Here is a 12,410-nt window from a genome sequence, read left to right on the forward strand (position 1 = left end):
GACGCCGTGGCCGATGGCATTGGGAAAGCCGTCGATGCCGAACTGGGTGCGATCGAGCGAAGCCGTGGCGGAAAAGCCGGCGACGGTGTGCAGGCCGTAGATGGTCTTGCCGATGCGGTTGACGCGAAACGGAATATCGACCGGATGGCTCACGCCATGCAGGGTAAGCGTGCCGTGTAGCATGCCGCTCGTCGCATCCTTGCGCTCCACCGAGGTGCTGGCGAAATGCGCGGTCGGGTACGCCTTGCAATCGAGCAGCGAGGCTTTGCAGACCGCCTCGTTCCAGGCGGCATCGCCCATGTCCACGCCGCGCATGTCGATATCCAGCTCGGTGCTGGATCGGGACCAGTCGTCAGGGTCGAAGCGCAACGAGCCCTGGGCGATATGCAGCCGCCCCAGCGGACGCGAGAAGCCGTCGTGGTCGATGCTGAAGACGATCTGGCTGTGTACCGTGTCGTAGCGGTAGCTGTCCGGTGCCGCCACGGCGGGCTGCGCCAAGAGGCAACCCAAGCATGACATCAGCAGCTGATTGGCGAGCCGTTGGCGGTTCATGCCGAAAGTCTGGCGGAAAGGCTTAGGCTCCGCCAGCGCACCGCCAGAAACGGATTGTTGCGCTGCCATGAACAGCACATGCGGCAGTCATACGGATTTGGCATGATTCCTCCTTGCGAAGCGGATGCGGGGTGGCCGCTTTGCCTGACGTGCTTGAGGGGCCATTAGTGGTGGTATTCCTGTTGGGGCTGTCCTTGCTGCTGGGCGTGGCGACGCCCGGCGGTGCTGCAGCGACACCCGCGCCGGTTCCACACGCCGTTGTCCATGCGCCGGACACCGCCTCGTTGCCGACGCCCCAGTTCCGTCGCTACGGCACGCAGGATGGTTTGCCCAGCAGTGTCGTCTATACCGTGGCGCAGGATCATGACGGCGCCATGTGGTTCGGCACCAAGGGTGGCCTTGCCCGTTTCGACGGTGTGCGTTTCCAGGTGTTCCGCCACATCGAGGACGATCCGACCTCGCTTTACGGCAATGAGATCTCCACGTTGCTGGTCGACCAGCAGGGCATGGTCTGGGCAGGTGGCATAGGCCCTGGACTGAACCGCTACGATCCTGCCACCGGCAAGTTCACCCACTGGGGGCATGATCCCGGCAATCCGCGGAGCCTCGCTCACGATCATGTATGGGCGATTGCACAAACGCCGGACGGCTCGCTCTGGGTGGGCACCGGTGATGGCTTGGATCGCATGCTGCCCGACGGCAACAGTTTCGAACATGTGACCAATCCGCTGATCGGCTTGTATCCGGGTGATTGGGGCACCGTCGCCACGCTGTACGTGGACGCTAAGGGGCGCCTGTGGGTGGGCTCCGATCGCGGCGTGTTCCGCCGCGAGGCCAACGGTGGCTTCGTGCGCATCAAGCCCGCCGATCCCAGCCAGTCGATGGACGCCTGGCGCATCAACGGCAGCGGCGACGAAATCCGCATCGCCACCGAGCAGGGCTTGCTGATGGTCGGTTCGGACGACGTGGCACGCTCGTTCGGCGAACCGGTGATTCCGCACCACACCATCGTCATGACCAGCACGCGCGACCGCGCCGGCCATTTATGGATCGGCACGCAGCGCGGCATGTACCTGCAGATGCGGCCGGATGCGCCCGTCGTCAAGCTGGTCGACCAGCCGCTGCTGCACGGCGATCTGCCCGGCACCTGGATCTGGCAGACCTTGGTCGATCGCGAGGGCGGCCTGTGGGTGACGACATTCGAGGGCGGTGTCGCCTACCTCGCGCTGGGCTGGAACCGCTTCAGCCGTTTCACGCACATTCCCGACGACCCGGACAGCTTGCGCGATTCGATGGCCACCAGCATGGCGCGTGGCCGCGACGGCCGCCACGTGTGGGTGGGCGAACGCGACGGCCGCGTCGATCGGCTGGATCCGGTTACCGGCAAGGTCGAGCACATCCTCAGCGACTTGAACGGGGACGTGGTCGGCCTGACCGAAGATTTTCGCCAGCGCCTGTGGATCGCGACGCAGGGCGCGCTGTATCGCTACGACTACCTGCATGACCGGAACGACCGCGTCGATCCGCAACGCAAGTTGCTCGATCGTCCGCTGGAGGTCGAGCCCGGCCCCGACGGGCTGATGTATGCGCGCACTTACGGCAACGGCATTTTCCGCATTGATCCGGACACGCTGGCGGTATCGCCCGTGGACATGGACAAGCCAAACGAGAAGGTGATGTGGGGCAGCCAGATGACCTTGTTCAAGGGCACATTCTGGTATGCCAGCGACGGCGGACTAATGTGGTTCGACCGGGCGCGCGACCGTTTCGCGATGGTGCCGGGCGTTCCTGTCGGCAAAGCCATCGATGCGTTCGACTTCGATCGCAGCGGGATCTGGGTGGCCACTGAAGACGGCCTGTCGCATTACCACCACGACGGCCCGCGCCTGGTGGTCGACAAGACCGTGGATGCCGAGCATGGCTGGCCATCCGTGCGCGCCGTGGACATCGACGTCGACTGTCTGGGGCGCGTGTGGGTTTTCAGTATCGAAGGACTGTGGCGCTACGATCCGGCGCGAGGCAGTTTCTATCACGTCGGCTTGCAGAACGGCCTGGCGAACGGCGAATTCGACCGCGGTTATGCGCTGCTGCCCAATGGCTACCTTTACGCCGCAACGAACGGCGGCGTGGTCGGCTTCGATCCGGACAAGGTGGACCCGCAGCCGGTGCCGGCCACCTTGTCGGTCACGCAGATCACCGTGGAGCGCAAAGGCACCGAGCGCAAGCTGCCGCTGCACCCGCAGCCGATCCGCGTCAGTTGGCGCGACAGCCAGTTGCACATCCAGGCCACGTTGTTTTCCTATCTCAACCCTGCGGCCAATCAATACCGCTTCCGCCTCGAAGGTTTCGACAGCGACTGGGTGGATCGCGGCAACCATGGCGAACGCGAATTCGCCGGCCTAGGCAGCGGCGATTACACCCTCGACGTGATGGCGCGCAGCTCGGGCGGCGAATGGGTGCGACTGGCCGCGCCCTTGCACATCATCGTGCAGGCGCCGCCATGGCTGCGCTGGTGGGCATGGCTGCTTTACCTATGCGTGACGGTAGGCCTGGGGTTGCTGGTGATGCTTGCCTGGCGCCGCCGCCTGGCGCATCGTCGCCGCATGCTGTTCGCCGAGCAGCGGCACCAGATTGCCGAGCAGGCGAGCGCGGCGAAGAGCCGTTTCCTCGCCACCCTCAGCCACGAAATCCGCACGCCGATGACGGGCATGATCGGCATGGCGGAGCTGTTGCTGGCCACGCCCTTGAACGATACGCAGCGCGAATATGCCGAATCCGTGCAGCGCGCCAGCAATCTGCTGCTCAAGCTGTTGAACGATGCGCTGGACCTGGCGCGGATCGAAGCGGGCAAGCTGGTGCTGGACCCGACCCCATTCGAATTGCGGCCGGTGGTGCAGGACGTGGCGCGCTTGCAGAAGAGCGCGGCGCAAGCCAAGCGCCTCACGCTCGATCTCCATGTCGACGAGAACGTCCCTGCATTGCTGGTTGGCGATGCGTTGCGCATTCGCCAAGTGCTGTTCAACCTGGTCAACAACGCGGTGAAATTTACCGAGCGCGGCGGCATTCGCATCGATGTCAGCTGGACCAATGGCTTTCTGTCAGTCGACGTCAGCGACACCGGCCCGGGCATTTCCGAAACGAGCCGCGTGCGCCTGTTCCGCCGCTTCGAACAAGACGAAGGTCCGCAACGCAATATCGGCAGCGGCCTAGGCCTGGCGATCTGCTCCGAACTGGTCGGGCTGATGGGCGGGCGCATGACGTTGGATTCGCGGCTGGGCGAAGGCAGCACGTTCCGCGTGCGCCTGCCGTTGGAAGTCGCGCCGGAAACGGCGCAGGACGAGTCCAGCCGCAGCCACCGGCGCGTGCTGAACGTGTTGCTGGTGGAGGGGGATACCACTACTGTCGACATCCTACGCAGCATGCTCGAACAACAGGGACATCGCGTGCGGCATGCCAGCCATGGCTTGAATGCGCTGGCAGAACTGGCGATCGAAGCTTGCGACGTAATGCTGCTTGAACTGGACCTGCCTGGTATCGACGGCTTCCAGGTGGCGCAGTTGATCCGCCATGGGGGCGTCGTCGGTGCAAACGTGCCGATCGTCGGTTTGCTGGTGCGCGGCGACAAGGAAGAGATCGCGCGTGGGCGCCAGGCGGGCATCGATACATTCCTGCGCAAGCCCTTGAACGTCACGCAGCTGAATTCTGTGTTGCAGGAAGCGATGATGCTGCGTGCGGCGGCAGCCAAGCAGATAAAGCTGGCGTAGGCGGGCCTGGATCTCTAGCTTATCCAGCAACTAGCTGCTTCAGGGCGCTTTTGTAAATTGCGTTCAAACGAAGTGGACATCTGGATCATCGCGACAAACTGGTCCCTCCCCTACTGTCGCAGGGGAGGGAGCACATCATTCACATGTCGTATTTATTGACCTCAAAACCCAGCCGCTGATATTCGCGCCAACGTACACGCGAACCTTCGCGTTCGGTCGGGTTTGCCGCCACTACTTCCAGTACACGCTCGCCGTAGCTCTGCGGGCATTGCTCGCGCAGATTGATGGTCAGCGGGCGCGCCGGCGTGTCGACGCCGGGGGGGGCGATCAGCACGGCCGTATGCGCGTCGTCGTCATCGCCGGCCAGCTGGTGCGGAAGATAGACGTCCGTGTCGAACGACCACAGCAACTCGTCCAGTTCCTCGGCCTGCTCGAAATCGCGGGTGAGAATCAGCGTGGGCTGTTGCGCGGCGAAGGCTTTGCGCGCCAGTTCGCACACCAGCAGCAAAGGGTGTTCGCTGAAGCGCGGCTTGGCGATGAGATAGAAGTCGGCGCGGGGCATCGTCGTCGAATGGCGGAGAGGAGAGGGAACAGCAACCTTCGGCTGGCTGTTCCCGTGTTTGATCAGCCGGCGCGATCGATCAACCACTGCGCCAGCAGCGATACCGGCCGGCCGGTGGCCAGGCCCTTGCGGCCTTCATCCCACGCCGTGCCGGCGATATCCAGGTGCGCCCAGCGCTGGCCTTCGGTAAAGCGCGAAAGGAAGCAGCCGGCCGTGATCGCGCCGGCGTTCTTGCCGCCGATGTTGGCGACGTCGGCGAAACCGGAGTCCAGCTGGGCCTGGTAGTCGTCCCACAGTGGCAGGCGCCAGGCGCGGTCGAGCGCGGTTTCACCGGCCCTGAGCAGTTCCTCGGCCAGGTCGTCGTGCTTGCTCATCAGGCCGCTGGCGTGCTTGCCCAGCGCGATCACGCAGGCGCCGGTCAGCGTCGCGGCATCGATCAGCACCTTGGGTTGGAAGGTCTGGGCGGTGTAGGTGAGCGCGTCGCAGAGAATCAGTCGACCTTCGGCATCGGTGTTGAGCACTTCGATGGTGAGGCCCGACAGGCTGGTGAGCACGTCGCTGGGACGATAGCTGTCGCCGTCGGGCATGTTTTCCACCGCCGGCACCACGCAGACCAGATTGACCTTGAGGCCCAGCTTCACCGCCGACACGAATGCGCCGAGCACGCCGGCTGCGCCGCCCATGTCGAATTTCATTTCTTCCATGCCCGGACCGGGCTTGAGGCTGATGCCGCCGGTGTCGAAGGTGATGCCCTTGCCGACTAGGGCATAAGGCTTCTCGTCCGCGGCGCCGCCCTTGTATTCGAGCACGACCAGTTTCGGCTGGTTGGCCGAGCCGCGGCCGACCGCCAGCAGCGAGCCGAAGCCGAGGCGTTCCATCTCGTTGTGATCGAGCACGTTGCAGCTGACCTGCTTGTCCGCATGCGCTTGTGCAAACTTCATCGATTGCTCGGCGATGTAGGCCGGGTTGCAGATGTTCGGCGGCAGATTGGCCAGTTCGCGCGCGAAGCGCACGCCTTCGGCGATCGCGCTGGCATGGTCGATGCCAGCCTGCGCCTGCACATCGGCCACGAAGGCGAGGCTGTGCAGTTCCGGCTGGCTGCTCTTTTCGCGCGGCTTGAAGGTGGCGGTGTAGCGGTAAGCCGCGTAATCGGCGGCCAGCGCGGCGGTACGCACACGCCATGCGGTGTCGCGCCCGGGCACGTCGGCTTCGGCCAGAAACGAAACGGCGCCGTCGATCGGCAGGCGTGTCAGCGCGCGTGCCGCTTCCAGGTTCACCTTCTGGAAGCGCGCCGCGTCGAAGCTCTTCTGGCTGCCCAGGCCGACCACCAGGACGCGCTTGGCTTGTACGCCTTCGGGCGCGAACAGCACGGTGGTGCTGCCGGCCTTGCCGTTGATGTCGCCGCTTTCCACCTGGCGCTTGATCGCACCGCCGGCAGCACTGTCGACGCGTGCAGCGGCGCTGGTCAGCAATCCGTTTTCGTAGACGCCGACGACAATGCAGGGCGTGTCGAGGGTTTCGGGAGCGGCCGAGGCCAGGCTGAATTGAAGCGTCATCATCAAGTTCCTGCGGGAAGACCGGCGTGCATCTAACCGGCTAGACTACGGGTTTGCCTGCCAAGGCTGGCACGGGCACGGAACCCATAATCCTATCGCATGCTGAGCATCCTAGACCGGTATTTCCTGCGCGAGCTGGGCACGACCATCGGCGCCACGGTCATCGTGCTGCTGGTGATCATGGCCGGCACCACCTTCGCGCACGTGCTTGAGCAGGTGGCCAAGGGCAGTTTCCCCGCCAGCGTGATGTTCCAGGTGCTCGGCCTGAACATGATCGACACCCTCTCCAGCATGCTGCCGCTGGCAGGTTTTCTGGGCGTGTTGCAGACCTTCGGGCGCATGTACCGCGAAAGCGAAATGCATGTGCTGGCTTCGTCCGGCATGGGCATGGGCGGCCTGCTGCGGCCGATGGCGATCGTGGCGGTGGTCATGCTGGCGCTGGTCAGTGCGGTCTCGATGTGGCTGGGGCCATGGTCGGCGCGTACCTCCGACACCCTGGTGCAGGCGGCCAACCGTTCCATCATCGCCGCCGGCCTCGACGCCGGCCGCTTTACGGAGCTGCCCGGCAAGGGCGGCATCATCCTGGTCGATTCGCTGAGCCGCGACGGGCAGAAGCTGGGCCGCACCTTCATCGCCGCCGAACGCACCAACAAGGACGGCAGCCTGGTGATGAAGATGGCCACCGGCCAGCATGGCAATCTTTATTCCAATAGCGACAGCAGCAACCGCTACCTGGCGTTGTACGACGGCTGGCAATACGAGATTCCGCTGGGCGCCGACAACTGGCGCCGCATGAAGTACGAGCGCAACGACAGCGCGCTGTCGGCGATCCAGTCGGATGATGAGGACGACCCCATCCACAATCTGGGCATGGCCGACCTGATGCGTAACCCGACGCCCGATGCGCGCGCCGAATTCGCGTGGCGCACGGTGGTGCCGCTGATGACACTGGCGCTGCTGATGCTGGCCATGCCGCTGTCGAAGCAGACCCCGCGTGAACCGCGCTACGGACGCATGCTGATCGCGGTACTCGGCTTCTTTCTTTACTACAACCTGCTGGCGCTGTGCCGAGGCCAGCTCGCCAAGGGGCATTGGCACCATGCCACGCCGATGTGGCTGCTCAGCTTCGGCCTGTTTGCGTTGGCCGCATGGAATTTCCGCAACCAGTACGCAGCGCGCGCCCCGCGCAAGGCGAGGGCTTAATGGGTAGCCTGCGCATCAAGCGCGTGGATTGGCTGATCGGCGTGACCGTTTTCGGTTCGTTGCTGATGGTGTGGCTGGTGCTGGTAGGCCTGGATGCGATGATCCAGTTCGTACGCCAGCTTGGTTTCATCGGCCGCAACGGTTACACGCTCAGCAACGCCATTTTCTACATCGTGGTGACGATTCCGCGCCGCATGTACGAAATGTTCAGCTTCGCAGCGCTGATCGGCGGTCTGCTGGGGCTGGGCGGCTTGGCTTCCACCGGTGAATTGACCGCGTTGCGCGCCGCCGGCATGTCGCGCTTGCGCATTGCGGTATCGGCCGTCGGCGTGGTGGCGGTGCTGGTGGCCGGCGTGGTCATCATGGGCGAAACCGTGGGGCCATGGGGCGACCAGCAGGCTCAGGCCTTGCAATTGCGCTTGCGTTCCGGTGGCAACCTTGGACTTACCAGCAGCGGTCTGTGGGCGCGCGACGGCGACCGCATCATCAATGCGAAGAACAGCGCGCTGCGCACCAAGGATGATCACTCCTTCGTGCAACTGATGGACGTACGCGTGTTCACGCTCACGCCTGACGGCCGGCAACTGAGCCGCTTCGACCAGGCGGCCACGGCCGAGCAGGTCGGCAAGGAATGGGTGCTGGACCATGTGCGCACCACCACGCTGGACGATAACGGCGTGCACAGCAGCACCTCCGCCAATGAGCGCTGGGACTCCCGGCTCGATCCGGAAGTGCTGCAGCAGTCGCTGGTGCAGCCGCAGTACCTGGCAATGCGCGATCTGCAGCACATCATCACTTACAAGCGCAAGAACGGCGAGAACACCCGCCCCTACGAAACGCCGTTCTGGGGCCGCGTGATGTATCCGCTCAACGTGCTGGTGCTGGTGTTGTGCACCATGCCGTTCGCCTTCGGTGCGCTGCGCTCCGGCGGCCTGGGCAAGCGCATTTTCATGGGCATGATCATCGCCATCAGCTGGTACTTCGTGCAGAAGGCCATCGTCAGCTTCGGTACGGTGTACGGCATTCCGCCGCTGGCTGCGAACGTATTGCCGGCGTTCCTGATGGTGTTCATCGCGTGGTTCTATTTCCGCAAGCATGCGTGAGGCGGCCGGTGCATGGCGGTTCGTGCCGGACACCAACGCATGCCTCGATTTGTTCGTGTTCGACGATCCGCGGTGTGCTGCGTTGTTCGCCGCGGTGCGGGCAGGCAACGTCGAACTGGTCACACGGGAAGATTGCCGCGCCGAATGGCAGGCCGTGCTGACGTATCCGCAGCTGAAACTGGATGAGCCGCGCCGCCGGCAGGCGATCGAAGTCTATGACCGATACGTCCGTTGCATGCCGGACACGGGTGTAAGCACCGGCGCGGTTGTCTTGCCGAGTTGCCGTGACCGTGACGACCAGAAATTCCTGGAGCTTGCCTGGCAGGCGCGTGCAGTGGCGCTGCTCACCCGCGACGATGCGCTGCTGCGGCTGGCCAAACGCACACGGCGTGAAGGCTTGTTCGCGATCCTGCCGCCGGCGTCATGGCAAGAGGCGATAAGCCCGTAGGTTGCCGGCGGTCATCGTACCCGGCAAAGTCGTGGCTCCCACCCACCCACCAATAGAGGACGCCATGGATTGGATCGACTTGCGCAGCGATACCGTCACCAAGCCCACGCGCGCCATGCGTGAAGCCATGCTTGACGCCGAGGTCGGCGATGACGTCTACGGCGAAGATCCCACCGTCAATGCCTTGCAACAGCGCCTTGCGAGCGATCTCGGCTTCGAGGCGGGATTGTTCGTGCCATCCGGCACGCAATCGAACCTGCTCGCCTTGATGTCGCATTGCGAGCGCGGCGATGAGTACATGGTCGGCGCCGATGCGCACACTTACAAATTCGAAGGCGGTGGCGCCGCCGTGTTGGGTTCGATCCAGCCGCAGCCGATCCCGCACGATGCCGACGGCACGTTGCCGTTGGACAAGGTGGCAGCGGCGATCAAGCCGATCGATCCGCATTTCGCGCGCACGCGCTTGCTCGCGCTGGAAAACACCTGGCACGGTCGCGTGCTTCCGCTGAATTACCTGCGCGCCGCACGCGATTTCACGCGCGAGCGTGGGTTGGCCCTGCACCTGGATGGCGCGCGGCTTTACAACGCAGCGGTGGCGGGCGGCGTGTCTGCGCGCGAGATTGTGCAGTATTTCGACAGCGTGTCGGTGTGCCTGTCGAAAGGGTTGGGGGCGCCGGTCGGTTCGGTACTGGTCGGCTCTGCCGCGTTGGTCGAGAAGGCGCGGCGTTGGCGCAAAGTGGCCGGCGGAGGCTGGCGCCAGGCCGGCATGCTTGCGGCTGCATGTTCACATGCGCTGGATCATCACGTGGCGCGCCTGGCGGATGATCATGCGCGTGCCATGCGCCTGGCGAACGGTCTTGACGAGATGGCCGGCATCAAGCTGCTCGGCCAGCACACCAACATGGTGTTCATCGACGTACCGGCCGAGCGGCTGCACGAATTGGACACGCATCTGCGTGCTTCGTCGATACGCATCAGCATTGGCTATTTGCCGACCTTGCGCCTGGTGACGCATCTGGATATCGACGATGCCGGTGTCGAACGCGTGATCAAGGCGTTTGCGGCGTTCTTTGCCCGATGAGATGCGACCCGTAGGCTGGGATGAAATCCCAGCCTACGGCACCGCCGCCGTGCAGGATCAGGCGCGCTTGGTGGAGACCAGCGCCAATTCCGAGCGGCGGATGAAGTCGCGCAGCTGCGGATAAACCATTTCGCGCCAGCGCCGGCCGCTGAAAATGCCGTAGTGGCCGGCACCTTCGACAACGCGATGCGCACGGCGGGAAGCTGGAATGCCCGTGCACAGATCGTGCGCCGCTTCGGTCTGGCCGATACCGGAAATATCGTCCAGCTCGCCTTCGATGGTCAGCAAGCTGGTGCGCTTGATCGCGCCGGGGTCCACGCGTTCGCCATTCACTTCCCACAGGCCGCGCGGCAGCAGGAACTGCTGGAACACCGTGTTGATGGTGTCCAGGTAATACTCCGCCGGCATGTCGAGTACGGCGTTGTATTCGTCGTAGAACTTGCGATGCGCCTCGGCGTCATCCAGATCGCCACGCAACAGGTTGAGATAGAAATCCCAGTGCGAGCTCAGGTGGCGACCCGGGTTCATCGCCACGAAGCCGGCGTGTTGCAGGAAGCCTGGATACACCTCGCGGCCATGGCCGGGATAATTGACCGGCACCGTGTGGATCACATTGCCACGGAACCAGCTCAACGGCTGCTGCATGGCAAGGTTGTTCACACTGGTGGGGCTGCGGCGCGGATCGATCGGGCCGCCCATCATGGTCATGCTGCGCGGCGTGGCTTCGCCACGCGCGGCCATCAGTGAAATCGCCGCCAACACCGGTACGGTCGGCTGGCATACGGAAATCACGTGCAGCGATTCGGCGCCGATATGGCGGATGAACTGCTCGATGGTCGCGACGTAATCATCGAGATGGAACGGACCGGCCGAGGCGGGAATCATGCGTGCATCGATCCAGTCGGTGATGTACACCTTGTGGTCTTGCAGCAGCGCGCGCACCGTGTCGCGCAGCAGGGTGGAGTGATGGCCCGACAGCGGCGCCACTACCAGCACCACCGGTTCGGACTTCATCTTTTCGATGGTTTCCGGGTCGTCGCTGAAACGCTTGAAGCGGCGCAGCTGGCAGAACGGCGTTTCCAGATCGATGCGCTCGATGATCGCGATCTGGTTGCCCTGCGTATTGGTGATGCTGTGGATGTCGAAGGACGGCTTTTCGTAATCCTTGCCCAGCCGGTGGATCAGCTCGTAGCCCGCCGCCATGCGCTGCGCGCCCGGCAACTGGTGCAGGGGGCTGCTGGGGTCGGTGAGCATGCGGGCACTGGCTTCGGCGTAATGGCTCAAGGGGCCGAGGAAGGCGCGTTGCCATTCATGGAGCTGATAAAGCATGGTGAGCAGGACCGGCGACTAAAGTCATATGATAGCCGTTTACGCGCGGTAATGTTGCATTGCGGCAGGTCAATGTCGCCTTATACATCAACAAGTTATGGATTGATGTGTCTCAGGCAGCCAGCGACGGCAAATTCAACCCATCCTGCGCACTTCGGAGCCGGCCGCCAGGTCGTGCAGCGTTCGGCGGCGGCGATCGAGTAGCGCGGCAGCGAACCATACGCCCCAGGCCGCAGCCACGCTCCACAGCGCCGTACGCAGCCCGAATGCGGGTGCGAGCAAGAGCAGCGACAGGGGCAAGGCGGCGACCAGCAGCCGCAGCAGCGCCTGCCACAGCGTCAACCGCGTGCCGTTGCTTGTCGCGATGCGGATACGCCACGGCCGCATCCCCAGCGTCTGGCCACCACGCAGCCACGACACCAGGAAATAAGCCGCCACCGCCAGGCCTTGCAGCGGCTGATACCACCACGCGATGTGCACCTGTGCGCCGGTGGTGATCAGCTGACCATGGGTAGCGAGCTGACAGGCCAAACCCACGGTTGCCACGATGGCCAGTACGGCGAACAAGTCGTAGAACAGGGCTGACAAGCGCCGCCACAGCGGGCAATACAGGTTGGTCGTGGTCGTTTGCGTCATCGATTCGCCATCAGCGTTGAAAAGTGATTGCGGGACATCGCGCTTGCACAACATATGCGCAACACCCAGCATCGTGCGCATGAAACCGAACACGAGTAAAGAGCCGGCCACCATCGCCGATGCCGACGAGCTGGAAATCGCCGCCTTCCTGGAGCGCGTGTGGTCCGAAGACGGCC

Annotated in this window: 10 protein-coding genes; 5 read left to right on the plus strand and 5 right to left on the minus strand. The window is 64.0% G+C overall.

Features of this window, described 5'->3' with window-relative positions; translation table 11 throughout:
• On the minus strand, window positions 1-552 hold a 552-nt coding region (locus VMA74_RS06970; RefSeq protein WP_325365912.1), incomplete at its 3' end, for a YceI family protein.
• Between the two features lie 131 nt (window positions 553-683).
• Here VMA74_RS06970 and VMA74_RS06975 point away from each other — a divergent pair.
• Window positions 684-4,316, plus strand: coding sequence for an ATP-binding protein (locus VMA74_RS06975; protein ID WP_325365913.1), 3,633 nt, complete (start codon window positions 684-686; stop codon window positions 4,314-4,316).
• Between the two features lie 139 nt (window positions 4,317-4,455).
• On the opposite strand, the gene VMA74_RS06980 is transcribed toward VMA74_RS06975, so the two are convergent.
• Together VMA74_RS06980 and VMA74_RS06985 are read right to left on the minus strand one after the other, a co-directional pair.
• A complete protein-coding gene (locus tag VMA74_RS06980; protein ID WP_325365914.1) occupies window positions 4,456-4,878 on the minus strand; it encodes a DNA polymerase III subunit chi in 423 nt (140 codons plus the stop codon).
• Window positions 4,879-4,940: 62 nt separating this feature from the next.
• On the minus strand, window positions 4,941-6,434 hold the full coding sequence (locus VMA74_RS06985; RefSeq protein ID WP_325365915.1) for a leucyl aminopeptidase: 1,494 nt from the start codon (window positions 6,432-6,434) through the stop codon (window positions 4,941-4,943).
• Between the two features lie 99 nt (window positions 6,435-6,533).
• Between VMA74_RS06985 and lptF the strand changes: the two genes are divergently transcribed.
• The 4 genes from lptF to ltaE all read left to right on the plus strand — a co-directional run bounded on the left by lptF (window position 6,534) and on the right by ltaE (window position 10,269).
• Complete coding sequence (gene lptF, locus VMA74_RS06990; RefSeq protein ID WP_325365916.1) at window positions 6,534-7,637, plus strand: LPS export ABC transporter permease LptF; 1,104 nt, start codon at window positions 6,534-6,536, stop codon at window positions 7,635-7,637.
• Window positions 7,637-8,740, plus strand: coding sequence for an LPS export ABC transporter permease LptG (gene lptG / locus VMA74_RS06995; RefSeq protein ID WP_325365917.1), 1,104 nt, complete (start codon window positions 7,637-7,639; stop codon window positions 8,738-8,740). Before lptF ends, lptG begins: the two co-directional genes overlap by 1 nt.
• Window positions 8,733-9,188, plus strand: coding sequence for a PIN domain-containing protein (locus VMA74_RS07000; RefSeq protein WP_325365918.1), 456 nt, complete (start codon window positions 8,733-8,735; stop codon window positions 9,186-9,188). The genes lptG and VMA74_RS07000 overlap by 8 nt, the downstream gene beginning before the upstream one ends.
• Before the next feature lie 64 nt (window positions 9,189-9,252).
• Window positions 9,253-10,269: a low-specificity L-threonine aldolase gene (gene ltaE / locus VMA74_RS07005; RefSeq protein WP_325365919.1), complete on the plus strand. Its 1,017-nt coding sequence runs from the start codon at window positions 9,253-9,255 to the stop codon at window positions 10,267-10,269.
• Between the two features lie 57 nt (window positions 10,270-10,326).
• On the opposite strand, the gene VMA74_RS07010 is transcribed toward ltaE, so the two are convergent.
• Both VMA74_RS07010 and VMA74_RS07015 read right to left on the minus strand, forming a co-directional pair.
• Window positions 10,327-11,598: a polyhydroxyalkanoate depolymerase gene (locus VMA74_RS07010; protein ID WP_325365920.1), complete on the minus strand. Its 1,272-nt coding sequence runs from the start codon at window positions 11,596-11,598 to the stop codon at window positions 10,327-10,329.
• Window positions 11,599-11,733: 135 nt separating this feature from the next.
• Window positions 11,734-12,234 (minus strand): RDD family protein, encoded by a 501-nt coding sequence (locus tag VMA74_RS07015; RefSeq protein ID WP_325365921.1) that lies wholly within the window; start codon window positions 12,232-12,234, stop codon window positions 11,734-11,736.
• Between the last annotated feature and the right edge of the window lie 176 nt (window positions 12,235-12,410).

It is taken from the genome of Dyella sp. (genome assembly GCF_035508675.1).
Lineage (GTDB): Bacteria > Pseudomonadota > Gammaproteobacteria > Xanthomonadales > Rhodanobacteraceae > Dyella_B.

Coding starts and splice junctions, on each gene's coding strand:
- VMA74_RS06980 (WP_325365914.1), bottom strand. CDS start 4,878: ATGCCCCGCGCCGACTTCTATCTCATCGCCAAGCCGCGCTTCAGCGAA.
- VMA74_RS07015 (WP_325365921.1), bottom strand. CDS start 12,234: ATGACGCAAACGACCACGACCAACCTGTATTGCCCGCTGTGGCGGCGC.
- VMA74_RS07000 (WP_325365918.1), top strand. CDS start 8,733: ATGCGTGAGGCGGCCGGTGCATGGCGGTTCGTGCCGGACACCAACGCA.
- VMA74_RS06985 (WP_325365915.1), bottom strand. CDS start 6,434: ATGACGCTTCAATTCAGCCTGGCCTCGGCCGCTCCCGAAACCCTCGAC.
- lptG (WP_325365917.1), top strand. CDS start 7,637: ATGGGTAGCCTGCGCATCAAGCGCGTGGATTGGCTGATCGGCGTGACC.
- lptF (WP_325365916.1), top strand. CDS start 6,534: ATGCTGAGCATCCTAGACCGGTATTTCCTGCGCGAGCTGGGCACGACC.
- VMA74_RS07010 (WP_325365920.1), bottom strand. CDS start 11,598: ATGCTTTATCAGCTCCATGAATGGCAACGCGCCTTCCTCGGCCCCTTG.
- ltaE (WP_325365919.1), top strand. CDS start 9,253: ATGGATTGGATCGACTTGCGCAGCGATACCGTCACCAAGCCCACGCGC.